General features: G+C 62.4%; 22 protein-coding genes and 1 tRNA gene. 6 read left to right on the top strand and 17 right to left on the bottom strand.

What is annotated here, in order from left to right; genetic code table 11:
* The first annotated feature begins 33 nt into the window (after positions 1–33).
* Positions 34–672: a glutathione S-transferase family protein gene (locus tag AC0L2F_RS29295; RefSeq protein WP_473250778.1), complete on the top strand. Its 639-nt coding sequence runs from the start codon at positions 34–36 to the stop codon at positions 670–672.
* 107 nt (positions 673–779) lie between these two features.
* Here the strand turns inward: AC0L2F_RS29295 and AC0L2F_RS29290 are convergent, their stop codons facing one another.
* The 3 genes from AC0L2F_RS29290 to AC0L2F_RS29280 form a co-directional block, all read right to left on the bottom strand.
* Positions 780–947, bottom strand: a complete 168-nt coding sequence (locus AC0L2F_RS29290; protein WP_088931070.1) for a hypothetical protein — start codon at positions 945–947, stop codon at positions 780–782.
* A 5-nt stretch (positions 948–952) separates the two neighbouring features.
* Entirely contained in the window at positions 953–1,198 is a 246-nt protein-coding gene (locus AC0L2F_RS29285; RefSeq protein WP_007610108.1) for a hypothetical protein, read from the bottom strand.
* 67 nt (positions 1,199–1,265) lie between these two features.
* Entirely contained in the window at positions 1,266–1,520 is a 255-nt protein-coding gene (locus tag AC0L2F_RS29280; protein WP_007610106.1) for a PilZ domain-containing protein, read from the bottom strand.
* A 225-nt stretch (positions 1,521–1,745) separates the two neighbouring features.
* On the opposite strand from AC0L2F_RS29280, the gene AC0L2F_RS29275 reads away from it, so the two are divergent.
* Positions 1,746–1,820: transfer RNA gene (locus tag AC0L2F_RS29275), tRNA-Glu, on the top strand.
* 224 nt (positions 1,821–2,044) lie between these two features.
* Here AC0L2F_RS29275 and AC0L2F_RS29270 read toward each other — a convergent pair.
* Entirely contained in the window at positions 2,045–2,224 is a 180-nt protein-coding gene (locus AC0L2F_RS29270) for a hypothetical protein (protein WP_063994261.1), read from the bottom strand.
* 178 nt (positions 2,225–2,402) lie between these two features.
* Here AC0L2F_RS29270 and AC0L2F_RS29265 point away from each other — a divergent pair, with 178 nt between their 5' ends.
* Positions 2,403–4,097: an MASE4 domain-containing protein gene (locus AC0L2F_RS29265; protein WP_007610058.1), complete on the top strand. Its 1,695-nt coding sequence runs from the start codon at positions 2,403–2,405 to the stop codon at positions 4,095–4,097.
* Positions 4,098–4,177: 80 nt separating this feature from the next.
* On the opposite strand, the gene AC0L2F_RS29260 is transcribed toward AC0L2F_RS29265, so the two are convergent.
* The 7 genes from AC0L2F_RS29260 to AC0L2F_RS29230 all read right to left on the bottom strand — a co-directional run bounded on the left by AC0L2F_RS29260 (position 4,178) and on the right by AC0L2F_RS29230 (position 11,226).
* A complete protein-coding gene (locus AC0L2F_RS29260) occupies positions 4,178–4,300 on the bottom strand; it encodes a hypothetical protein (RefSeq protein WP_256379916.1) in 123 nt (40 codons plus the stop codon).
* A 30-nt stretch (positions 4,301–4,330) separates the two neighbouring features.
* Positions 4,331–5,248: a DUF2950 domain-containing protein gene (locus AC0L2F_RS29255; protein ID WP_473250777.1), complete on the bottom strand. Its 918-nt coding sequence runs from the start codon at positions 5,246–5,248 to the stop codon at positions 4,331–4,333.
* Positions 5,245–6,885: a DUF3300 domain-containing protein gene (locus AC0L2F_RS29250; protein WP_473250817.1), complete on the bottom strand. Its 1,641-nt coding sequence runs from the start codon at positions 6,883–6,885 to the stop codon at positions 5,245–5,247. Before AC0L2F_RS29250 ends, AC0L2F_RS29255 begins: the two co-directional genes overlap by 4 nt.
* Positions 6,886–6,990: 105 nt before the next feature.
* Positions 6,991–8,169, bottom strand: a complete 1,179-nt coding sequence (locus AC0L2F_RS29245) for an ABC transporter substrate-binding protein (protein ID WP_473250776.1) — start codon at positions 8,167–8,169, stop codon at positions 6,991–6,993.
* Positions 8,132–9,475, bottom strand: a complete 1,344-nt coding sequence (locus tag AC0L2F_RS29240) for a TAXI family TRAP transporter solute-binding subunit (RefSeq protein ID WP_007610046.1) — start codon at positions 9,473–9,475, stop codon at positions 8,132–8,134. The genes AC0L2F_RS29245 and AC0L2F_RS29240 overlap by 38 nt, the downstream gene beginning before the upstream one ends.
* Positions 9,476–9,590: 115 nt before the next feature.
* Positions 9,591–10,823 carry an HlyD family secretion protein gene (locus AC0L2F_RS29235; RefSeq protein ID WP_473250775.1) on the bottom strand — a complete coding sequence of 411 codons (1,233 nt, stop codon included), beginning with the start codon at positions 10,821–10,823 and terminating at the stop codon, positions 9,591–9,593.
* Positions 10,816–11,226, bottom strand: a complete 411-nt coding sequence (locus AC0L2F_RS29230) for a hypothetical protein (RefSeq protein ID WP_007610043.1) — start codon at positions 11,224–11,226, stop codon at positions 10,816–10,818. Before AC0L2F_RS29230 ends, AC0L2F_RS29235 begins: the two co-directional genes overlap by 8 nt.
* A 180-nt stretch (positions 11,227–11,406) precedes the next feature.
* Between AC0L2F_RS29230 and AC0L2F_RS29225 the strand changes: the two genes are divergently transcribed.
* Together AC0L2F_RS29225 and ppk2 are read left to right on the top strand one after the other, a co-directional pair.
* A complete protein-coding gene (locus AC0L2F_RS29225) occupies positions 11,407–11,859 on the top strand; it encodes a hypothetical protein (protein WP_275167496.1) in 453 nt (150 codons plus the stop codon).
* Positions 11,860–11,897: 38 nt separating this feature from the next.
* Positions 11,898–12,698, top strand: coding sequence for a polyphosphate kinase 2 (ppk2, locus tag AC0L2F_RS29220; protein ID WP_063994256.1), 801 nt, complete (start codon positions 11,898–11,900; stop codon positions 12,696–12,698).
* A 92-nt stretch (positions 12,699–12,790) separates the two neighbouring features.
* Here ppk2 and AC0L2F_RS29215 read toward each other — a convergent pair whose 3' ends face one another.
* The 6 genes from AC0L2F_RS29215 to AC0L2F_RS29190 form a co-directional block, all read right to left on the bottom strand.
* Positions 12,791–13,246: a hypothetical protein gene (locus tag AC0L2F_RS29215; protein ID WP_473250774.1), complete on the bottom strand. Its 456-nt coding sequence runs from the start codon at positions 13,244–13,246 to the stop codon at positions 12,791–12,793.
* Between the two features lie 178 nt (positions 13,247–13,424).
* Entirely contained in the window at positions 13,425–13,862 is a 438-nt protein-coding gene (locus tag AC0L2F_RS29210; RefSeq protein ID WP_007610039.1) for a hypothetical protein, read from the bottom strand.
* A gap of 31 nt (positions 13,863–13,893) precedes the next feature.
* Positions 13,894–15,594, bottom strand: coding sequence for an aspartate:alanine exchanger family transporter (locus AC0L2F_RS29205; RefSeq protein ID WP_473250773.1), 1,701 nt, complete (start codon positions 15,592–15,594; stop codon positions 13,894–13,896).
* Positions 15,595–15,604: 10 nt separating this feature from the next.
* Positions 15,605–18,358 carry a decarboxylase gene (locus AC0L2F_RS29200; RefSeq protein WP_473250772.1) on the bottom strand — a complete coding sequence of 918 codons (2,754 nt, stop codon included), beginning with the start codon at positions 18,356–18,358 and terminating at the stop codon, positions 15,605–15,607.
* A gap of 215 nt (positions 18,359–18,573) precedes the next feature.
* Positions 18,574–20,283 carry a SulP family inorganic anion transporter gene (locus AC0L2F_RS29195; RefSeq protein ID WP_473250771.1) on the bottom strand — a complete coding sequence of 570 codons (1,710 nt, stop codon included), beginning with the start codon at positions 20,281–20,283 and terminating at the stop codon, positions 18,574–18,576.
* Complete coding sequence (locus AC0L2F_RS29190; RefSeq protein ID WP_473250770.1) at positions 20,280–20,954, bottom strand: YoaK family protein; 675 nt, start codon at positions 20,952–20,954, stop codon at positions 20,280–20,282. The genes AC0L2F_RS29195 and AC0L2F_RS29190 overlap by 4 nt, the downstream gene beginning before the upstream one ends.
* A 123-nt stretch (positions 20,955–21,077) precedes the next feature.
* Between AC0L2F_RS29190 and AC0L2F_RS29185 the strand changes: the two genes are divergently transcribed.
* A partial coding sequence (locus AC0L2F_RS29185; protein ID WP_473250769.1) for an aspartate-alanine antiporter-like transporter occupies positions 21,078–21,688 on the top strand: 611 nt, incomplete at its 3' end.

The raw sequence follows: 21,688 nt of genomic DNA, 5'->3' as shown, positions 1-21,688 counted from the left end.
GCTACAAGTTAAAAAACGCCTGGGGAGGATGACGTGCCGGACCAAAAGCTGACGATCTGGGGCCGCGCCAATTCGGTCAACGTGCAGAAAGTGCTGTGGTGCCTTGCCGAGCTTGGCCTGGCTTACGAGCGCATCGACGCCGGGATGGCGTTTGGCAAGACCCGCGAGGCCGACTATCTCGCGATGAACCCCAATGCGCGAATCCCGACGCTGGTCGAGGGCGACTTCACGCTGTGGGAATCCAATTCAATCATGCGCTATCTCTGCCTCGCGCACGGGCGCGGCACGCAAATCTATCCCGAGGCGCCGAAGCTCCGCGCTAGCGTCGACCGCTGGCTCGACTGGACGCTGTCGATGGTGCAGCCGGTCGACCGCCCGGTGTTCTGGGGCCTCGTGCGCACGCCGCCCGCCGAGCGGGACATGATCCAGCTGCAGAAGGATGCCGATGCCGCCGCCGAGGTCTGGGCCATCGCCGACCGCCTGCTCTCCACGCGCCCGTACATGGACGGCGATGCGTTCACCCTCGCCGACATCGCGATCGGCGCCTATGCGCGGCGCTGGCTCGGCGTCGAGGGCATCGCCCGGCCCGCGCAGCCGCATTTGACGCGATGGCTCGCCGAGCTCGGCAAACGGGCCGGTTTTGCGCAATTTGTGGCGCCGCCGATGTCGTGAGCGGTGACGCGGCTTAAAGTCCGTTGAGAGCACGATGAATCGGCATTCTCGCGCGCGCCGCCGGGAGGTGGCGGCTACTGTGCATGGGGTTGTTTTCGCGTTTTTTGTTAAGGCCAGCCGCGCTCGAACAAAAGCACGCAGACGACGAGCACGAGGGTGACGGCCGCGGTGGCGAGCCGCGCGGTCCAGCTCAGGCCGCGGCCGACCCACCACAGCAGCGCGCAATACATCACGAACGGGACAATGATCTCGGGCCGCATGATGTCCGGCGGCATCGACGTCAGCGCCCGACCGCGGTCTCGACGCTGATCGAACCGCCGATCTTGACGCAGGTGCCGGTGCTCTCGACCATATGGAAGCCGCGGCCATAGGCGGCGCAGGAGCCCGCTTTCGCGCTTCCGCCGGCCCCCTTCAGCGGCAAGGCTTTGCCAGCCTGTGGGCGCTCCGCAGGCGGCAGACGCAAGGCTTCTGCCGCGGCCGCGGACATGGTCAGCAACGAGATCAGGATAAGGAGCGGCGCACGCATGCGGGCCGTTCTAGCCCGGACAGGCGCCGCGCGCCATCGGGGGTCGCTTGGCCCCGGTTCACCCGGTTCAGATGAACTTGATGCCGGCCGACTTGCCGCGGCGCCACACCACCTGGCAGCTCCGCCCGGTCCGCGCATCGCGCGCGAACGCCATCCGGATCACGCCCGGGAGCTGGCTCGCATCCTCGTCCAGTGTGATCTTGGCGCCCGTGGCGGAGATGTCCTGGACCAGGCATTGCCGTGCCGCGAATCCGCCCTCGAGCGTGATCCAGGCATGCTGCGACAGCGACTTGCGGGCTGCGCGCTTCTTGGGCGGTGGCATCTGCTCAAATTCTCCCAGTCCAGCGCTAGCCCAGGGAACCTAAGAAACCGTTGAATTCGCCCCGACTGATCCTGGCGTAGGATGCTATCCACCGGTGTCAAAAGACCGTTCCCGAACGGCTTGCCCAGGGCGCCAAAGGCCATTATAGGTTCGCCCGCTGCAGCCGCCGGGCATGACTCGGGCGGCCAGCGGCCGTGCCGCGATAAGCGGCGGGGCCCTGGGTTTGCTCCCTTCGTCTATCGGTTAGGACGCCACCCTTTCACGGTGGAGAGAGCGGTTCGATTCCGCTAGGGAGCGCCATCATCGGCGCTTAAATCCCCCGCTAATTCAGCCACTTATCTGAAATGATTGAAGCTCCCGTGACGCTCGCAGGACCGCGCGGCAACGTCAAACTGAGCATCAAGATCAATTCGCCACCGACCGCACGGGTACCAAGGCCAGCAGGGTCGCGGCCCGAATGACGAGACGCTGGAGGCTTACTGGCGCGGTCTTGCCGATCGGAAGACAGCCGAGGCGAAGCCGACCTATAATGCCTCAATCCACCGCTCGATCGTGGCGTCGGCATCGCCGACGTGCTCCACCATGTTCGACACCAATTCGTTGGCCCTGTCGCGCTCGGTACGCAGATCGGCAATGGTTCGTTCGGCAACCCTGAGCTTGTCCTCAAGCTCGAATGTGCGCTCTGCCTCCTGATCGGCGTCCACGGCGCTCGCATCAAGCGGCAGCCTCGGCCTTCAGTGCGTCAGTCTTCCGACTGGCATGTCCGATGTCGATCCGACAGCGGCCGAACCGGAAAGATCGCCGAGGCATTTGCCGCTCTTCCGGACTATCCAACGAGGTCAGGACGCGTAAACTATCCTCCGGTGGGTACTCGGAGACGGCATGAGCCAGCGCAAGTTCATGGGACTTGTGGGCGGTGCGGCGGCATCAGGGCCGGGTATTCCGCAAGCCGTACAGCGGCGCGCCAACACGGCCGCCGGGCCAGCTCACGACGATGAGCAAGAATTCCCATTGATCATCGCCAACATGCCTGCAAGCCCTCGCCAAAAGGCCTGGGCGGTGGGGGTCGCCGTCTTGCTCATTGTCGCTGCAGCGAGTATCGCGCCGTTCGCGACAATCCAGCTGGGCCAGATCAATGGCTTTGTTCCGGTGTTACAGACCGCTCTGGGCCTGGCCGAGTTCATCACGGCAGCCCTGCTGTTTGCGCAATTTGCGATCCAGCCTCAGCGGGCACTTCTCGCACTGGCAAGTGGATATGTTTTCAGCGGATCGTTTGCATTTTTGCAAACGCTCGCCTTTCCCAACGGCTACGCTCCCGCTGGTGTCATCGGGGATGGACTGAACAGCCCCGCTTGGCTGTACGTGTTTTGGCACACAGCCTTTCCCGCGGCGATCCTGGTCTACGGGTTCACGAAGGATCATTCGACTGTCGGCAGACCAGGCAGACCTGCACGAGCGAGCATCGCATTTGCCATCAGCTGTATCGCCATCGCGATAGCAGGTCTGGCGTGGCTAGTGACCGCGAAAGCCGAGCTTCTCCCCAGCTTCTATGTGAACGACGTCAGGCATCAGACGCCGCTTGGCAATCAGGTCAACCTGATACTTTTGATATGGAATGTGACTGCTCTAACCGTTTTGTTTGCGCGCATGCGCACCATTCTTGACCTTTGGCTGATGGTGACTTTGCTCGCCTACTTGCCGAACTTTTTGGTAGCAATCATCGGCAGCTCGGTTCGGTTCACCATCGGTTGGTACGCAGCACGCGGTTTCGTTCTGGTCGGCAGTTGCATGTTGCTGACCGTATTGCTCATCGAAACGATGTTTATCTATTCCCGCCTTGCCAGCGTCATCGCCCTGCAGCGGCGCGAACGAGCGAACCGGCTTCTCAGCATCGACGCGGTCACTGGCGCGATCGCCCACGAGCTGAGATCGCCGTTGGGAGCCATCTCGCTCAATGCTGCGACGGGCCTGAGCCACTTGCGGGCTGTCTCCCCTGAACTGGAGGAACTCGAGAACATCCTCTGTGACATCGAAGCTGACGGCGGCCGGGCCGCTGATATCATTTCGAGCATTCGAGAGATGACAATCAAAACGGCACACGGCGGCGCTTCGGCAAACGTCGAGGATATCGCCGAGCTTACGCTGAGACTTTTGAAGCACGATCTCCTGGCCAATGGTGTATCAGTAGCGACGGAGCTTCAGGGCAACATACCTCCAGTCGCCCTGGACGGCACTGAGCTTCAGCAGATTGTCCTGAACCTCTGCAAGAACGCGATTGACGCAATGAGTTCTGTCCCCGCCGATCAACGGCAGCTCCGTCTGAAAACCGCCCTCGATGGTAGCACAACCGTCCATTTGTCGGTCGAGGACTCAGGCACTGGCATCACACCGCGTCATCAAGAGCGCATCTTCGACCCTTTCTTCACGACGAAGCAAGGCGGTATGGGGTTGGGACTGGCCATCTCCTCTAACCTGGTCGCAAAGTGCGGAGGAAGGCTGAGGCTAGTCAAGTCGGACGTCAGGGGCTCCGTTTTCGAGTTGGAGATGCCAATCTCCGCTCAGTCTTCTGCGCAATAGCGGTACGAGGCCGTCACCATCGTTCCGCCTTTCGCTCGCTTCATCGAGATCATGATCGTGCCGAGGTTGGCGGCAAATTCCTACCCGGCCTTTGGCCCCTGCAGCACCACCGTGACGCCCTTGTCGTTACGCAACTTGGCACCATTGATGCCGCCGATCAGGCCGGCCCCGCCGCCGACCGACACGAGGGTGTCAGACGACAAAGAAGCCGGCGCAAGATCTGCGTGCGTCGCTCAGGGTTTTGCACTATCGACCTTCTTCCAGGTCTGGTCCGGATCGAATGCAGTCATGCGGGCAGCGAGGACCTTGGTCCGAGGCCCGAGATCCTTCTGGTAGACAACGCCCGCATGATTGACCAGGAAGGTCATGACGCCCGAATTGCCGTACTCGGCGGGCCAGGCGACCAGCGCAAAACCTCCGATCATCTTGCCTTTGACGACGTAGTTGAGCGCGCCGCCTGGCGCGTTCGAGCCCTGCCCTTTCAGGATGCGGAAATAGTAGCCGTGATAGGGCTCCGGGCCATCCCCGGCCTGGTACCCTTCAGCCGAAGCCTGCGCTACCAGTGCGCCGAGTGGGCTCTGGTCGCTGTCGTCGCGCCAGAACAACCCGTCCTTCTTGCCCGCGCTGCTGACGATGCGCTGTGCGTACACGCCGGCCCCCTCGCCGCGATCCTTGTCAGCGTAGTCGTTCTCGGCATCGACAAAGGCAAGACTGGTCTGGATCGCGTCGAGCTCATTGCGGCCGATGCGGCGATACAGCACTTCGATGCGGCCTTCGGCGGCATCGAATTCCCAGCCGGTCTTGGTGTTGACGAGCGGGATCGGGAACGGGAAGTCGTCCGGACCCAACATCAGCATCGCCTTCTTGTTACCCTCTGTCTTGACCGAATGCTTGGCGTCATACATCGAGATGAAGCGTTTCCGGATGTCGACGTCGGCGACCTCATCACCGGACGAGACGATGTCCTCGGCAGCGCTGCCGAGGACCTTCAGGATGGCTCGGTCCGGCCCGCTCTTGACGGCGGCAGCGAGCGCCGCTGCCGCATCCTCCGGTGTCGGATAGGACTGCTGCGCCAGGGATGGCGAGTTCAGGAGCGCCAGCGCCATGATGGCCGGCAACGCCGCACCAAGAAGCGACTTCAAACCCATCATGGCGTCACCCCCGCAGGAATCCGCGCGCCGCTCTCGAGCCAATCGCGATAGGTACGGAATTTCAGACCGAGCTTTTCGTAATAGACCCGGAGATAGCCGTCGGCTCCGCGGGTGACGGCTACCGGCTTCACTTCCTCGACTTCCTGCGCAATGACGCCGACATAGGCCTTGTCGCTGCCGATATAGCTGAAGCGGTAGTAACCAAGGCCGCTTGCGAGATGGCCGAGCAGAACGACATCGTGCTTCAGCCCGATATCGGAACGCCGTCCGCCGCCACCACCACCACCGCGGCCACCGCCACCGCCACCCTGGAAGCCTCCGCCGCCGCCTCGGCCGGCGAAGCTCGCACCTCCGCCGCCGCCACCGCGCGGTCCCATGCTCGCCATGCTCGCCTGGCCACGGGCCGATGCTGCAGCCGCCGAGCGGCCCGACGACACGTTCAGGGCGCCGCCACCACCGCGGTTCGCGGCCTTGGCGCCACCGCCGCCCTTGGTACCGCCCGCTTTAGGGCTGGTACTTTTTGCGCCGGCATTCTTGGCACCACCACCCTTGGCCGCGCGATCGCCACCACCTTTAGCACGATCGCCCCCCGCCTTGGCACGATCCCCCGCGCCTTGTCGGTCACCGCCTCGATCACCTGCGCGGTCGCCGGCACGATCTCCTGCGCGATCTCCCGCACCTGGCCGATCCTGTCCCGGCTTCTGCTGTCCGTCGCGGCCGCGGAAATCCATCCGGTCGGCGGCGCCGGCCTTCAGATTGCTATTGCCGAAGCGCTGCTGAACGTTGGCGTTGTTGTAGCGTACCCCTTGGCGATGCGAGGGATTGTGCTGCCAGCCATTTCCGATATTCGTGGTCCGGTGATTGATATAGACGTTGCGGTTGCCCCAGTTGCAGCCGCCGCCCCAATAATTGCCCCAGCGACCGATGGCCCAGGCCGTGCCGAATGCAAGACCAGCCGCGACGACACCTGCGCCGATGTAGGAGGGATAGCCAAAGTAATACGGCGGATATTCGGTGTAGGGCCACGCTCCGTAGACTGTCGCAGGCTCGTAGTACGGCACGTACATCGTATCGGGAACCGCCGGCTCGATCACGACCACCTGCCTGCTTTCCTCGGTCTTGACGCTCACCTTCTGCTGCTTGGTGGTCACCAGCTTCTTATTGTCGAAGGCCTTGGTCCGCAGACGCTGGACCGCATCCATCACATCCGGTTGCTGCGCGAGCACGGCGTCGCCCAGCGCCTTGGTCCAGTCGAGCTTGTCGCTCATCATGGCCAGGACCTCAGCAGTCGAGGCCAGCGCCTTGATGCTGTCATCCCACGGCTGCTTCTCGACTTCAGTCTTCAGGGCATCACCCTTCAGAGTCTTGCGCTCTTTTAGCCAGCGATCGGCCTGAACGACTTCCAGAGGATAGGTGGAAGCCGCCAGCACGTTGGCAAGCAGTTCGTCGGGATAGAGCGCAATCGGCGCGACCAGAGCTTCGAGCTGCTCCGGTTTCAGAAGCTCTGCGGCTTGAGCGGGGGGATTTTCCTGCTGCGGGCTGGAGGCCGGCGCCTTATCTGCGGTCTGCGCCACCGCCGCCAGCGGAATCGCGATCACGAGCGCAAGCGCCATCAAGGTCCTGCCGCAGCAAAACATCAGATCCTCCATACACATGTTCCGGCGATCATCAGACCCGAGAGCTGGCGTTTGTTGATCGAGATCAACGAAACGCTGCCTCATCCCCCGCGACGCCCGAGCAAGCTAGTCAATCAGCTCAGCCTCCATCAGCAATCGTTCCGGGATCGCCAGCCCAAGCGCGTGGACGGCTCTCACGTTGATAACGAGATCAAACCTTGTGGCGAATTGCACCGGAAGACTGCGGACCTCGGCGCCGCGAAGGATGCGAGCGACATAGCCAGCGCCGTCGCGAAACTGTTGCGTCAGGTCGGCGCCATAAGACATCAGCCCGCCATTCACAGCATAGAAGCGGACGGCGAAGATCGCCGGCACGCGGCGCTGGGCCAGCAACGGGATTGCCATGGCGCTCTGAGTACTGAAGAAACCGCCATCCGGCAGCACGACGAGCCCGCTACCATTCCGCGCCGCCGCCTCGATGACCCCCGCGATCTCGGAGCCGCTGCGGACGGAGGCGCCGGTAACCGTCATGCGCAGGCGACTTTCCACCTGGTGTGCGGCCTGAAGATAAAGGGGCGCATATGGCGCGGTCTCGGGATTGTACAGAAGCATCGCACTGCTCATGCTGGGCACCATGTCCTTCAACAGGCTCAGCCATTTCCCGCTCATGGCATGCTCGTAAAGCGAGAAGCCGGTAAGATTGCTGGTCGGCCTTGCCAGATCGACGACGAGGCCTGTCCCGACCGGATCCGAGAGCCCGACAAAGATGATCGGAATGACCTGCGTTGCAGCCCGCAGCGCCCGTGTCGTCGCCGTGCTGGTGGCAAACAGCACGTCGGGTCTCGCGGCAACAAGTTCGCGAGCTGCATGTTCCTGCCATGTCGGATTGGAGCCCGGCCAGCGCACATCGAGCCGGTAGTTCTGATTGGCGATCCAGCCGAGATCGGCGAGACCCTGCTGAAAGGCATTGACACGCATCTGAGCGCCGCCATCGCCCACCAAATTGCCAGTCAGCACGCCGACCGACGGCATCGGCCGCGGTGCCCCGTCCTGGGCGCGCGCGAAGACCGGAACAGCAGCTGCAGTCCCGACCAAGGCCATGAACTCACGGCGCTTCATTGCCCGTCCGCTATCCCCGAATGTCCCGCACCCTTCGCATGACGCGATTTCTGAAGGAAACGGGGTTGGCGGCCGGAGGGTTTGATCAAGATCAAGGTAGCTGAGCTTGGGTTCGGCCGTGATTCGACTTGATCTGGAGTGATCACCGTCAGGTTCGGTCAACTGGCTGACCGAGCGCTTGCTCATGTCCGTGCGCGGACAGCAGGATCCGACGGTCGTGAATCAGGCTCTGAAGGCGATGCGCGGCGACATTCAGGGTCGTGACATCGAGCGCATTCTCGTCTCCTGCCGCGGCTTTGGCGCGCTGAGCCTGGAGAACCCGGTCGATTTCGGCCTCGATATCGGACAGTTCGGCTGCTGCCTCGGTCCTGCGTATCCGCACACCCAACGCATACAGCAGGTCCAGCCCCCGCTCGTCCTTCGAGGGATCACCTACCCGAAGGAATTTCCAGGCCGCCGCTAACACCGAGATAAGGCCGCCGAAAATCATGGGCGCGAGGAAGATGATGTTTCCCCATTCGTCCAGAAAACTCTGCTGCGTGCCGTTGTAGAACGCCGCAGCGCCGGGATGGACCGGGAGAAACGCGTCCGTATCCGTGCTCGGCGCGGTCATTTGAGAAAGTATCGGCAATTCCCCCAGCAGATCCCTGCGTGCCTTCATCAGTGCGTCGGCCAAGCTGCCGGCTACTTCAGCACCAAGCTGCTTGTGCGCGACCACATAGAAGGAGACCCGCAATGTGGTCAGATCGTCGCTCGGAACGGGAGGCGAGCCACGCAACGTTCCCTTTGGGACATCGAAACTTTCGTAGGCGCGCTGCTTTTCCGCGATGGCACCGGCCGCCTCGACGGGAAGGAGGACCGGCGCGGTCTTCGGGGACTGTAGAAAGAGACCACGCAACAGCGCCAGATATTTTTCGGCAAGGGGAATGACGATCAGAATCGCCCGGACCTCCTTGGCATCGAGTGCCCGCCGCGCGTCTGCCGGCTGGAGATTTCGAAATGTCACGTTGGCCCGAGCCAAGCCGTATTCGTCGTTGAGCACGTTGACGATGTTGCGATTTATCTCGCCGCCGATCACGCCGACACTGGCGCGTTTCAACCCGGCGATATCGGTAATTGCCGAGCCCGGCGGCGCAACCAAGAGGACAACGGCATGGGCGAGAACCACGATGGCCTGCGCCTGCGATAGGTCGCCGACGTCGCCGCGGACGACAGCAAGCTCGACCTTTTCCGCCGCAAACTGCTCGGCAGCATCAACCGCGTTGGTGGTTTCGACCAGCTTGAGCCGGACCGGGGCGTTCACGGCGGCAAGCCGGCTTGCCAACGCCGATACCAGCCGTGTGGCTTCGCCATCCAGCGATCCGACCGCGATGGTCAGCGTCGTCGGGCGAGAGTACCAGCGGTAGCCGACCAGGCCGGCCCCTAGCACGAGCACAACAGCGCTGATGACAATGAGGGAACGAAGCCAGATCGGCATTTTCGCAGGGACCATATGGCGCTCACAATGGATCGAACGTCCGGTGGCCGCACGGGCTCATTGCCGCACCGCCCGGCTCAGCTGCGGCGTATTGCTCAACCGGTGCGATTCAGGCCAAGAGCGGACCCGTTCAGTGCCCGCTGAGCACCAGCGTCTTGATCGGCAGCAAGAGCGCCTGAATTCGCAAGAGCATGGCGTGCACGAGGCCGACACCATCGACGACGTGCAAGGCAATTGCCCGACCCGTGCCTGTCTCCTTCGCGGAGATCTCTTCGTGATTGCTGGTATAGGCATTGACGATGCAACTGCTTCCCGGCGTCACGCCGTCGAGGCCGCCCTTGTACAGCGGCTCCAGGAAGGCGAGTATTGAACCCGGCTTACGTGCATTCTGAGCTTCGATCAATTCCTGGCCAGCCTGGACCTGGCCGGCGGCGATGTAATCCTGCACATCGGTGACAAGGAGCGGAATGATCACCCATGGCTTGGAGATGCAGGTCGCTTCTGCGACCATCCCTACCTTCACTACTCCCGCTTCAATCTGTCCAAACCCGGCCTGCAGCCTACCCCTGCCGGCATCCGCCGGTATCAACACGCCGGCTGGTCGCATGATCTGGGCAACGAGATCGCCCGTCCGAACGAGGAACTGTTCGACCCGCCCGTCGACGCCGGCGCGAACGAAGGTCTTGTCGAGATCGACCTGCGCTTCAGCCAACGCCGCCTGGCCGCTCGCTTTTTCAGCCGGCAACAGCGTTGAAAGCCGCAACATCGCCGACGTCTTGGACGCGGTGGCCGAGTCCACACCAGCCTGCCGCTGGTTGACCACGACCTGTAGTTTCTCGATATCGCGTTGCGGGACGATACCGGGATTGCGGCGCTGCAGCTCCGTCTTGACGTCCAGCTCGTCCTTGGCCTGCTGAAGGCTGGCCTTGGCTTCCTGGATCTGCGCTTCGGCCTTGACCACGTCGTTTTCGGCGCTTGTCATCGCGGCGTCGACCTCGGCGATCTTGCGCGTGGCGGTCTCCAAGGCGGCCTTCTGCTTCGAACTGTCCAGCCTGAACAGCACGTCTCCCTTCTTCACTGCTTCGCTGTAGCCAACATTGACTTCGGCAACGCGGCCTGCGCCCTCGGGCAGGATCGGCACAGTCCGAAAATAGAGCGCCGCCGAAGTGGTGGACGGGTGAAAGTAGAAGATCATGGTGATCAGCGACACCGTGAGCATCAAGCAGCCGGTGATGCCCCATCGCAACTCGTACCAGATCGAAAAGAAGGTGATTTCCTTGCCGAACCGTTTGCCTTGGGCATAGCGGCGGTAGAGATAGTCCGGCAGGATGGTCAGGATGGAGCAGAACATGAGCTCAAACATGGCTGTGCTCCTTCCCCTTGACGATCGGCTTCTCGACCGACGGCAAGCTGGGCAGTTCGGGCTCGCGACCCTCGCCGGGCGCGGCGTCGGCGATCCTCTCAACCGAGCCCGCGATACTCCGCAGCGGCGTGCCGAAATCCGGCAAGTCGATCATCGCGAGCAGAAGGCCAGCCACCCAGAAAATGTGCATGTGCGTAAAGAGCGAGATGATGCCCAGCACGGCCACTATCTCGAACTGAAGCTTCTGCGACTTGTGGGCCATTCGTTCAGGCAGGCTGTGCAGCTTCCAATACAGCGTACCAACCCAAAGCACGCTGCCGACCAGGAATATCCCCATCACCACCATCAGCACGTCCGTCCCGCTTCCCGGCGCGAGATAGAACGGCAGATGATGCGGGGCCATCGGATGAAGTTGCTCGCTCAATGGTCGCCTCCACAGAAGGGATCAGGGCGGTCTGCGCGCCGCTCAGTTACCTTGGCCGCGCAGGTGAGAAAATTGCTTGATATGAATCAAAGGTCCGAACGGCGCGAAACCTAGCCTAGCCCTGACTCCGATCCCACAGCAAGCCAGGAACGCACAATCATGCCCGGCATCGATGAGCTCATTCCCAACGCACTGCAAATCCGCAAGGAAGCCGCGCTCGAGGAGGCCAGAAAGGCTGAAGAATACGTGCGCCTCGCCGCCGCGGCCGAAGCCGAGAAGCGCGCCCTGATCGAACGGCTGAGCAAACCGTCCGGCAAATCCGAGGAGGAGAAGATCAAGCTCGCCTCGACCATCATCCAGCGCGCGGTTCGCAACGGCCTGACCGAAGTGCAGGTCTATCGCTTCCCGAATACGCTGTGCACCGACAAGGGCCGCGCGATCAACCAGATGGAGGCGGGCTGGGAGACAACACTGACTGGAATTCCAAAGGAGATCTTCGAGCTCTGGACCGAATACCTCAAGCCGCGCGGCTATCGCATCGGCTATCAGGTCATCGACTTCCCCGACGGCGTGCCCGGCGACATTGGGGTCACCATCTCCTGGGGCGACTGATCACGGCTTGGCCAACTCGAGGCAATGGAACGCGAAGCATGGCAAAGGCCGAGGCTGCAGAGCGAATGAAGCGCAAGGATTACGAGAAGGAGCTCGAAAAGCTTCAGGTCGAGCTTTGCCACCTCCAGGACTATGTGAGGGAAAACAAGCTTCGCGTCATCGTGCTTTTCGAAGGCCGCGACGCCGCCGGCAAGGGCGGCACGATCAAGGCGATCACAGAGAAGGTCAGTCCGCGCGTGTTCCGGGTGGTGGCGCTGCCGGCGCCGTCGGATCGCGAGAAGTCGCAGCTGTTCTTTCAGCGGTACATGGAGCAGTTTCCGGCCGGCGGCGAGATCGTGATCTTCGACCGCAGCTGGTACAACCGCGCCGGCGTCGAATACGTCATGGGCTTCTGCTCGCCAGCCGAGCACGATCGCTTCCTTTCGCTCTGTCCACAAGTGGAGAAGTACGCTATCGACGGCGGCATCATCCTGATCAAGATCTGGCTCGAGGTCGGGATGGAGGAGCAGGAGCAACGCTTCAAAGCTCGCATCGACGATCCGGTGCGGCAATGGAAGCTCAGTCCGATGGACGTGGAATCCTTTCGGCGCTGGTATGATTATTCGCGAGCGCGCGACGAGATGCTCAAGAAGACCAGCACCAAGCATGCGCCCTGGTACATCATTCGCTCCGACGACAAGCGGCGCGCACGGCTGAACTGCATCGCGCACATCCTGAAGGCTATCCCGCATAAGCGGATCAGGAAGGACAAGGTGAAGCTGCCGAAGCGATCCGACAAGGGACGCTACAATGACCAGGCCAGCCTGCGCGGGATGAACTTCGTCGCGGAGCGATATTGACGAAGTGGTGGGCCGCACTGCCGGTGCGGTCCGATCGTTGAGTCCGGGGCCAATGCTGACGGTGTATGATAGAGCCCGCCAGCGGCGCATTCTCAGTATGGATACTGGTTGGGGCAGACCCAGTTTCCGTACGTGTCCTGATAGCAACCATTGTTGTAGTTGTTATTGTAGTATCCGTAAGCGCCCGCGGCGGCCGCACCGACGGCAGCAGCACCGTAAGCCGCGCCTCGATAGCCGTATCGCGGATAGCCTCCAGGATAGCCGGCGACGGGACGGCCGGGACGGCCCGCAACGGGGTAACCGGGGCGACCCGGACGACCAGCAATCGGATGGCTTGGCCGCGGACCTCCTGCATAGTGGCGTCCGCCTCCGCCATGGATGCGTCCGGTATGAACCCCGCCGCCATGGAAACCTCCGGCGCGCATGCCCCCTCCACCTCCACGATAGCCACCACCGCCACCTCCGCGGCGGGCATAGGCATCATCGGGAACGAGCGCGGCTGTGAGAAGAACGACGGCCGCAGCGAGAGCGAGAAGATAACGAAGCATGGCATGTCCTCCCTCGATATGGGTGCCGTGATCCGCTTTTCGACGATGCCTCGCGGAACGCGGTTGGCACCCGAACATGGCACCGAATTGCGGCCGCTTCTCCGACTTACGTACATGAGAGAAGCAGCCGCCATTCAAGCTAGAGCGCCGCGACCGCCGAAGCGGCGCGACTGCCGCTCTACCGCTTCAAAGCTATCGTCACGCCCCCCACAGCGGCTGACAGCTCCGCACCGACCTTCGGGCCGCTGAGCTGCAGAATGACGCCGTTGCCGTTTTGCAGTTGGACGGCACCTGCGCCCGCAGCAATGGCACCGCCCGCACCGCCCACAGCGTAGGAGCCTTCGATCGACTCCGGCCCTCTCAGGTTGAGGGCGCGACCGACCAGCTTGGTGGTCGAGGCGCCGATCGTGAAGCCGACGCTCATACCGGAGACGGTGAAGGGGTATTTGTGGCCGCGATACAGCAGAACGCCCTCGCCCCCACCGACGCCGATGACAAATCCGCCCTTGGTGAAGACAACGGCAACCTGACCGGTCTCTGCCCGAGATGGCGTGCTGAATCCGGCGACGCCTGCCAGCGAGGCGACCAGGGCGGCATAGATAGCGACTTTTCTCATGACTTTTCTTTCCTCTGGTTTTGACGCCGAGCTATTGAGCCAGGATCATTGCGAAGTAGCCGAACACGGTGAGCAGAATGCCCGATACGGCGTAGCCGACCGGGAACCCAATCCAGGGCACGGAGCTCTGGATCTCCACCGCGGCTTCGCGGCAAGGGCCGGAGTGCGACCGCGCACCGGCCACGCCGCCCATCAGCACGGCCGGGTTGATCTTGAAGACGTGGAAGCCGATCGCCCAGACAACGAACGGCGGGATCGTACAGGCGATGAAGCCGGCGACGAAGATCTTCAAGGCAACCGCCCCCGTGAGTTGCGCCAACAGTCCGGCGCCGGCGTTGATGCCGACGATGGAGACGAAGACCACGAGACCGAGATCCTCGAGCACATTGCGTGCCGCGTTCGGCGTATTGCCGAAGAAGCGGAGCCGCGAAACCAGCGACGAGACGATCACGCCGGACAGCAGCAATCCGCCAGCATTGCCGAGGCCGATCTTGGCGCCGAAGGCCGGAAATTCGATCATGCCGATCAGGAAGCCGATGATCATGCCGGCGGCGAGCGTCAACAGATCGGTCGACGTGTTGGTCCGCGCAATGCGTCCCCACATGTCGCCGAGTTCGTTGACGGCAGATTTGAGGCCGACAACGGAGATGATATCCATCCGCTGCAGCTCGGTCTTGAGACCGGCCGGGATCTGCACGCCGCCGCGCTCGACCTTGGTGACCTGCAACTGGCCAGCCAACGCCGTCTCGCGGAAGGACTCGAAGGTACGTCCGACCATCTCCTTGTTGGTGACGAGGATGTCCGCTTGGTCCATGGGAATGCCGAGCGCCTTGGCATCGGCAACCTCGGGGCCAATCAATCCCATCTTGTCGGTCAGATGCTCGGTCGCGCCACCGAGCGCGACGAGGTCTCCCTTTTGCAGCACGACGTCGGGATCGGCTCCCAACGGCTGACCGCCTCGTACCACGTTGACGATGCGGTATTCCGGGTTGATGGTGCGGAACTTGGCGATGCTCATGCCGACCTGGGCCGGATTGTCGAGCCGGTAGGCACGCAGACCGAACTGCCGATAGCCCGTCAGGCCGCCGCCTTCGAGATCCTTGACGCCGAACTCCTGCTCGTACTGCTTGGCCGCCGCCTTGGCATCGACGCCCCACCAGCGCGGGAGATATTTGCAGATCAGGATGATGCCAACAGTGCCCCAGATATAAGTGATGCCGTAGGACAGCGCGATCATGCCCGAAGCATCCTCGGGCTTCATGCCGTCAGGAAGCTTGACGACACCCGAGGTGATGGCCTGCTCGGCTGAACCGATCGCGGCAGACATGGTCTGCGACCCCGCCAGCATGCCGCCGGCAGCGCCGATCGGCAGCGCGAAGAGCTTCGAAAGAATGACGACAAGCGCCAGACCGAGGACGCTCGACACCAGCGCCAGGAGACAGAATTTCAGCCCATCGCCCTTCAGGCTGTTGATGAAAGAGGGCCCGACACGAAGGCCAACCCCATACATGAACAGGTAATAGAAGAGGCTCTTGGCAAAGTTGTTCAGTTCGAGCTTCACGCCATAGATCGACGCCCACACGGAGAGGCCGGCGCCCACCACGATGGCACCGGCAACCATGCCGAGACCATATCCTTTGATGCTGGCTCGCCCGATCCAGACGGCGAGCCCGACGACGAAGAACAGCAACAAATACGGATTGTGCTGGAGGAACGAGAAAAATCCCTGCATGTTAGTCCCCTTATGATGCCGCCTTCAGCTTCGGCGTCGCACCGGGCTTGGGCCGGCCGATTTTCGCCAGTGCTTCGGCGCGTACGAGCTTCAGCCCTTCCTTGGCGTCGTAGCCGTGGATTTCCTTCACATCGAGCTTGCGCATGAAGTCGATGGTCTCCTGGGTGATGACCTGCCCCGGCACCATGATCGGAAAGCCCGGCGGATACGGGATCACGAAACTCGCGGAGACGAGGTCCGGCCCGGCCTTGAGGCGGCGGTCAATCTCGGAGTCGCCGAGCCGGATATATTCGCACCCCGCGGCGTCATAGGCCGAGTAGAATCCGCTACGGATGTCGCCCTCGTTGGTCTTGGTACCGGCATCGCCACGGAAACTGTCGTGGAAGTGGGAGAAGTTCGGCAGGTCGGGCACATCGGTCATCAGGCTCTTGACCCGAGCCTCGAAGGTCTTCTTCGCATTGGCGCCGCCCTGAACCAGCCCGCGGTCGACCTCGCCCGCGATCTCGGCCAGCACCCTCACCAGGTGGGCGACGTCGCTGCGGGTGTTGTTGATATTCGACTGGAACAACACCGAGTTGCGCGATGTCTTGTTGATCTGGATATTGTAGTCATTGGCAAGGATGCCCTTGAACTGTGTGCCGTCGTAACCGGCGGTGCCGCACACCAAGGTCATGCGGGTCGGATCGAGGCAGAATTCGTCGTCGTCCAGGCTCTTCAGGACGTTCGCCCAGTTCATGCCTGTTGCGAGATAGTCGGTGAATCCGCTCTGGCGATATTGCGCCGGCACCATCGCGTCCGCGCCGAGAATCCGGAAGTATTTGGAGATCAGCGGATTGTTGTTGACCGCCTTGCGGATCGCGAACGCGATTTCGATCGCATTGGCGACCAGGCCATAGCCCTCGAGTTCCATCTGGCGCCGCGACACGTCGAGGCTGGCGATGAGCTGCTGGTTCGGGCTGGTCGACGCGTGCGTGAACACGGCCTCCTTGAACTGCTGCTCGACGGTGTGGAACTCGACGTCCTTGACGGACAGCATCGACCCTTGCCGGATTGCCGACATCGACTTGTGGGTCGAGTTGGTCTGGTAGACGCGCAAGCGTATCTGACGCGGATCGGGGATCAGTCGGGTCTTGAGCAGCACCTCGTCCGAGGGCGTCTTGCCGAGTTCGGCCTGCTGCTTCTCGTAAGCCGCGACCGATTTTGGATCATGCATCCAGGCCTCGATCTCGTTGGCGGCGCCCATTGCGGTCCGTCGCCGCAGGAACGGCGAGAAGCGCGCGAAGCCGAACCAGGCTTCGTCCCACAGGAAGATCAGATCCGGCTTGATCGCGAGACACTCCTCCATCACCCGCCGGGTGTTGTAGATGTGGCCGTCGAAGGTGCAGTTGGTCAGGTCGAGCATCTTGACGCGGTCCAGCCGGCCATCGGCCCTCGCGTTCAGCAGCGCCTGCTTGATGGTCTTCAGCGGCACCGCGCCGTACATCGAATACTCGGTCATCGGGAACGCTTCGACATAGATCGGCTGGGCGCCGGCCAGCACCATGCCGTAGTGGTGCGACTTGTGGCAGTTTCGATCGACGATCGCGATGTCGCCCGGCCCGAGCAGCGCCTGCACTGCCATCTTGTTCGAGGTCGAGGTGCCGTTGGTTACGAAGAACACGCGATCCGCGCCGAGCGCTCGCGCCGCCTTGTCCTGTGCTTTCTTGATGGTGCCGGTCGGCTCCAACAAGCTGTCGAGGCCGCCGGTGGTCGCGCTGCTCTCGGCCAGGAACAGGTTCAAACCGTAGAATTCGCCCATGTCGCGGATCCAGTCCGACTTGAACACAGACTTGCCCCGAGCGATCGGCAGCGCATGGAACGTTCCGATTGGGCGTTGTGCGTATTTCTTGAGATTGTCGAAGAACGGCGTGTCGAAGCGGTCCTGGATGCCTTCGAGGATCGAGAGATGGAGCTCGAGGAGCTCTTCGATGGAGTAGAATATCCGCCGAACCACGTTGGCTTCGGGGTCTCCGGCCATTTTCTCGACGTCGCGGTTCGACATCAGATAGATATCAAGCTCGGGGCGCACCCGCTTGATGATGTGCGCGAGCCGGAGCGCGGATGCATCGGCCTCGTCAATGAGGCCCGCGCCGGCTGTCATGGTCCGCAGGATCGGCGCGTCGTGACGCGAACGCAGCCCGAACCCTTCGTTGATGACGACGGCCGCGATGTCGGGATTGAGCATCGTCGCGCAGAAGGCATCCTCCAGGCTGCCGACGATCACCGGCTCATAAACGAACGAATCCACCGGCCGTCGCAGCTTGCGCCATTCGGCGGCGAGCGCAGACCACTTCTCGGAGGAGAGGCCGGTGACGATCAGCGTTTCGAAATAGGGCCGGCGGGCTGCATGTGAGCCGAAAGTGGAGGATGCAAGCTCGGGTGCATCGCCACTGCCGTCGTCCTTGGGATCCCAGTCGCCGGCGTGCTGGCGGAAGGATCGTGTCATCAAGGCCTGCGTGATGCGCGTCGCAAGGCTCAGTGACCCCGCCGCATCCCCCGCCGAAGCGGCCTCCCGCAACGCCGCCATCAATTGCAGCCCGGGATAGCCGTGAAACTCCTCTATGACGGAAAGATCAGCCAGCGCCGCATCGTACTTCGTGCGCTCACCGCCGCGCACCCATGCCTTTGCGGCCTCGACCAGATCGCGCCAATCATCCGCCCGTGCGCCGGGCCCGGAGATGAACTGATCGATGCGCTTCTCTGCTGGCTTGGCGTCCTTGGACATGTCTCTCTCCGGATCTTTGTGACGTCGTGGCCGGGATCGTGATGCCCGCTCACCTCGGTCTATTGATCCAAGTCAAGGGTCGAGCACCTTGAGGAGGCCCGGACTAATTTGCGGTACGACATCGTCCAAGGCGCTGTCCAAGGCGCTGCCGCGTGACCAATTGAGGACAAGGTGAGATCGCATCAGAGCCGACCGGCCAACAAGTCGACCGGATCCTACGGTTTGGGATCAGAAGATTGGCCGATCATGCTTTCCCCAAGTACGCTGTCGAGCGAACGAAGCCACGCCGCGCTGTCGGTCTTTTCCGCCAGCCCTTCAGCCCGCAACAGATCGCGCAATTGCGCGTGCGCGCCGACGATGGAGAATGCGACGTGCCGGTCAGCAAGTTCGTTATAGAGATCGTGCAACATGCGCGCGCCCGCCAGATCGATGTAGGGCGATGCCGAGAGATCGCAGACCACCAGCCTGATATCGACTGAGGCGCGCAACGCGTCCAACACTGATTGCAGGATCGTTTCAGCATTGATGTAGAGCAGCGAGGCTTCGGGTCGAAACGCGATGATGCCGGCCAATGGCTCGACGCCTTCATGTCTCGCATTGTCGGAGTAACGGCCGGTACCTTGCAGGCGGCCAAGGAAAGCGACGTTAGGACGTGAGGCCCGCGCCAGCAGCAGGACGATCGAGGCAATGGCCGCCAGCAGGACGCCCTGCAATATCCCGAGGAGCAACACGGCCAGCAGCGCAATAGCCGCGGCATAAAGGTCGATGCGGCTGACTTGCCACATCCGCAACAGCGCGCGGATGTCCACCAGCCTGTAGACAGCGGCAAACACGATCGCCGCAAGCACTGCCTTGGGCAGGTTCGTCAACAGCCCCGTGAAGAACAGCAGGCACAGCGCAAGCGTCACCGAGCAGATCACCAGCGCCAGCGGCGTGCGTGCTCCGGCATTGTCGTTGACCGCGGATTGCGACAGCCCGCCGGCCACGGGGTAACCGTGGCCGAATGCGGTGACGAGGTTGGCCGCGCCGAGCCCCAAAAACTCCTGCCGGACATCGAGGGCATAGCCATGCTTGGCAGCAAAGCTGCGCGCGGCGGAGACGCCTTCTATGTAGGCCAGCAGCACGCACCCCGCGGCCAAGGGGAAGAGCTCGTCGGGCTCCAACAGACCAAAGCTGGGTAATCCAAACGCCGGCAATCCCTCCGGAATTTTGCCGGTGACCGGCACCCCGAATGATGGGAGCCCAAGCACTGCCGCCAGGATGATCGAGAGTACCATGATCGTGAGCCCGACCGGTTTTCCCGGCAGCCGCCGTTCTCCCACCAGCAGGAACAAGAGCGCGATGGCTCCGATCGCCAGAACCAGCCAATTGATGCCGACGAGCTGGCCTGCGAGCTTAATGGCGCGATCAAAGAAATTGTGACCGCCTCCAGCGACGCCGAACAGGCTCGGCAACTGGCTCATCATGATGGTAAGTCCCGCGCCGGCCTTGAAGCCGACTAGGATACTGTCGCTCACCAGGCGGACGATAACGCTGAGCTTGAACAACCATGCGATCAGGCAGAGCAGCGCCACTGCGCATGCGGCCAGGCTCGCGATCTCGGCGTATTTCGCCGCGTCTCCGCCGGCCAGCGCGCCGACCGTCGCCGCAATCATCAACGAGATCGCTGAGGTCGGACCGACCGCAAGCTGGCGGGACGACCCCAGCAGCGCGTAGCCGATGCCGCCGAGCATGTAGCCGTAGATGCCGATCTGGGGCGGCAGGCCCGCCAGCGTCGCATAGGCCAGTGACACGGGGATCGCATAAGCCGCGAGGGTGATTCCGGCGATCGCGTCCGAACGCAGCCAGGCACTGTGATACTGCGCCAGCCAAGTCGCGGGCGGAAACAGGAAGGTCCAGCGCGATCTGCGGTCAGATGAGGTCATGGGCTGGCCTCGTCGCCTGGACTTTCGCAACGCAACAGCACGATCAGGAGCGCGATCACGGGAACGCCGAGCGTCAGATTCGGGATCTGCTTGGTCGCGAAGGCGCCAACGGCGGCGCCGAGCCCGAACGTGATGCACAACATAGCGAAAATCCCCGGGGGTCGCAGCGAGTCATTCCGGGAGGCCACAGCGAACATGCCTTCGATCGCCTGCCGCATGTTACCCGTGATCATGACCGAGCTGTAGGGCACGCCCTCAACCCTCGTGAAAGCGGCGCTCTGTACGGCGGCGACAAACGAAATGCCAAGTGTTCCAGCGAGATCCGGCAAGCGATTGTGCAGGACGGCGATAATGACCAGCAGGAGGATTTCCATCAACGTGCTGATGGCATTGGCGCGCTCTCGCGCCGCCCGGCGCAGCCATGACGCGACGACTATACCGACCGCGAATGCAACGATCGGTGGGACGAAGTGAAGCGCTTTCGTCCAGTCGCCGATCGAGCCATAGACCCAAAGCAGCACGAGATTTGCCGTCTGGGCATTGGCCATCACGCCGTGGATGATCCACGTATAGGCGTCGAGATAGCCGCCCGCGAAGGCCAGCAACAGCGCGACTGGCACCGCTTCGTCGCGCCGTATCGACGAAGCAACGGCGGTATCCATCGTGCTCATGTCCCCACGTCAAATCCTGCGGCTCAACAGGGAGCGGCTTAACCCCGGCAGGGGTTGATCTGAATCAAGCATCGCCGGGTTTGACGAACCAGATTTAGCGCAAATCGCTGGAGGGCACGCGCAATGAGCACGATCAGATGGACTATCTCCGCCGCTCCGGAAATCTTTCTGCTGCTGTCGGTCGCGCTCGGCACCATTCTTGGCCGCGTCCGGATTCACGGTTTTTCGATCGGTACCACCGCGTGCACGCTCATCGTTGCCGTCCTTATCGGGCAGCTCGGCACCTTCACGTTTCCGTCCTTGCTCAGGGTCGTTCTGTTCAGCCTGTTCGTGTTCACGATCGGCTACCGGTCCGGGCCCGAATTCTTTGCCTCGCTGAGCATCCGGACCCTGGCTCAGGTCGCGCTCGCGCTCGTGCTTGGTGGTACCGGCCTCGTCATCGTTCTCATATTTGCCCATGTATTCGCGCTCGGTCCCGGCACCGCTTCGGGCCTTGCTGCGGGAGCCCTGACGCAGTCGTCGGTCATCGGCACCGCATCTGGCGCTCTATCCCAGCTCGGACTGGCGAAAGAGGTGCTGCAGCAGCAAGACGCCAATATTGCCGCCGGCTACGCCGTCACCTACGTGCTCGGCTACATCCTCACGCTCCTGTACGTACCGTTTGTCGCGCCGAAATTGATGGGGATCGATCTGAAAGCGGAAGCTGCAAAGCTCGAGGCGGAGCTTTCGGGTGG

This window comes from Bradyrhizobium sp. Ken64, assembly GCF_055807555.1.
Note: the sequence above shows the minus strand (reverse complement) of the source record. Positions and strands in the feature narration are given on the sequence as shown.